This window comes from Candidatus Hydrogenedentota bacterium, assembly GCA_012730045.1.
In the GTDB taxonomy this organism is placed as follows: domain Bacteria; phylum Hydrogenedentota; class Hydrogenedentia; order Hydrogenedentales; family CAITNO01; genus JAAYBR01.
In genome coordinates, this window is sequence record JAAYBR010000152.1 from 1 (window position 1) to 2099 (window position 2099).

General features: G+C 64.4%; 3 protein-coding genes. 2 read left to right on the forward strand and 1 reads right to left on the reverse strand.

Translation table 11 applies throughout. From position 1 onward, the window contains the following. On the reverse strand, nt 1–496 hold a 496-nt coding region (locus GXY15_16465; protein ID NLV42806.1), incomplete at its 3' end, for a hypothetical protein. A gap of 254 nt (nt 497–750) precedes the next feature. Between GXY15_16465 and sppA the strand changes: the two genes are divergently transcribed. Then, nucleotides 751–1779, forward strand: coding sequence for a signal peptide peptidase SppA (sppA, locus tag GXY15_16470; GenBank protein NLV42807.1), 1029 nt, complete (start codon nt 751–753; stop codon nt 1777–1779). 135 nt (nt 1780–1914) lie between these two features. Next, a partial coding sequence (locus GXY15_16475) for a type IIA DNA topoisomerase subunit B (GenBank protein NLV42808.1) occupies nt 1915–2099 on the forward strand: 185 nt, incomplete at its 3' end.

A 2099-nucleotide genomic window follows, 5' to 3' on the forward strand; every position in this document is an offset into this window, starting at 1 on the left:
GCGCCTGGCGGTAGCCCTGCTCGAACAGATTGATCACCCGGAGCCAGCGCGGATCGCGCGCCGTGAACGGCGCATAAATCCAGTCCCAGGAGAAATTGCCGACGGCCACGGCCGGCAGGCCGGCCTCGGCCGCGGCTTCGAGCGGAATGGACGGAATGTCGGCCACGACCAGGTCCGCTCCCTCCCCGCGCAGGAACTCCGCCTCGATGTCCACCAGCACCGGCCGCTCGGCCGCCAGCTCCAGAGCCTCGTCCAGCGTCGCGTCCACATCCACCCGGATCGAATCCTTCTGCACCATGCCCACATCGAAAGCCCCCGGACGGACCGTCAGGCGGCCGTCCGCTTCCTGCAGGCGGCTGCTAAGGAACACCTCAGGCAGGTCGGTCGTGACCGTCACCCGGATGTCCGAATGCCGCGCCAGCAGCGCCGCGAGAATGTCGCACGACCGCACCCCGTGGCCGTAGCCGTGCGCCGTGATGTAGTAGGCGATGTGCATGAAGCTTACCTTACTCCACCCGGCCGCCCCGCTGAATCCCAAAATTACGGGCCGCTTGCCAAACTCCTGCGGAATTGTTGCAAGAGAGTATTCAGGAGTCAGAATGTCGCAATGCCAGGAGACGGTTCAGTGGCTGTTCATTCTGAATCCTGAATCCTGGATTCTGAATCCGGCGCGGGTAAAACGGAGTTTTGCAAGCGGCTCTACGCTTTTCATTCCCTTGGCCGCCCCGGCCTGCTAGGATGCTTCACCGCATGAAACGAGGAATTGTCATGACTCCCAGCCGACCCGCCTGCCGCCATTGGCCCTTCTGGGCCGCCATTGCCGCCCTCGCCGCCATCCTGGGCCTCAGTCTGCTGATCAACCTGGCCGCCGTCGGCGTCCTCGCCGGCTCGTCCCGCTCCGGCCCCTCTACGCAGGGCGAGGACGAATTTCCGTCCTTCGCCGAGACCCATTCCTGGGGAACCGGCACCGCCAAGGTCGTGCGCATCGCCTTTACCGGCATTCTGACCCGCCAGCTCGACGGCGGACTCTTCGGCAGCACCGACCCCGTCGACGCCACCCTCCGCCAGATCCGCGCCGCGCGGCAGGATGACGATGTCGCCGGCATCCTTCTGGAAATTGATTCGCCCGGCGGCGAAGTCACCGCCTCGGACGAAATCCACCGCGAGCTGATGCGGTTCAAGGAAAGCCGGGACGGCCGCGTCATTACCGTCCTGGTGCATGACCTGGCGGCGTCGGGCGGGTTCTATATCGCCCTGCCCGCCGACCGCATCGTCGCCCAGCCCACCGCCATGGTCGGCTCCATCGGTGTGCTGATGCAGACCCTCAACATCCAGGGGCTCGGCGAAAAGCTGGGCGTGACCGACACCACCATCAAGTCCGGCCGCAACAAGGACATGCTCAATCCCTTCCACCCGGTGGATCCCGAGCAGGTCCGGCTGCTGCAGACCGCCGTGGACACCATGCATGATCGCTTCGTGGAACTGGTCGCCGAAGGCCGGAACCTCTCCAAAACCAAGGTGCGCGCTCTCGCCGACGGCCGGCTGTTCACTGCCCGCGAGGCCCTGGACCTGCGCCTGGTGGATGCCATCGGCTACTGGGAGGATGCGCTGGCCGAAACCGCCGGCCTCCTCGGCGTGGAAACCGTCCGGGTGGTGACCTACCGCGACGAAACCGGCCTCTTTGAAAAGCTGTTCGGCGCGAAAAGCCCCATCCCTGGCCTCCACGCCCTGCTGTCCGCCGCCGCCGTCCCCCGCCGCCTCTACCTCTGGCGGCTTTGAGCCAAATGTTAAATGTATAGACTTCACCCTCCCGGAGGGTGAAGTCTATACATTATACTTTTGAAGCGGCGGCCGGCGGGTTGCGATTGCGTTTCCGCCCCGCGTTTGATTTCATGACCCGCTGAGCATTCCCCCATGGCCAAGTCCACCCATCTCTACGACGAAAGCAAGATCCAGACGCTGTCCGCGCTGGAACACATCCGCAAGCGCACGGGAATGTACATCGGCCGGGTGGGCGACGGCACCCAGTACGACGACGGCATCTATGTCCTCCTCAAGGAGGTCATTGACAACGCCGTGGACGAATTCATCATGGGCTA

Coding starts and splice junctions, on each gene's coding strand:
- sppA (NLV42807.1), top strand. CDS start 751: ATGAAACGAGGAATTGTCATGACTCCCAGCCGACCCGCCTGCCGCCAT.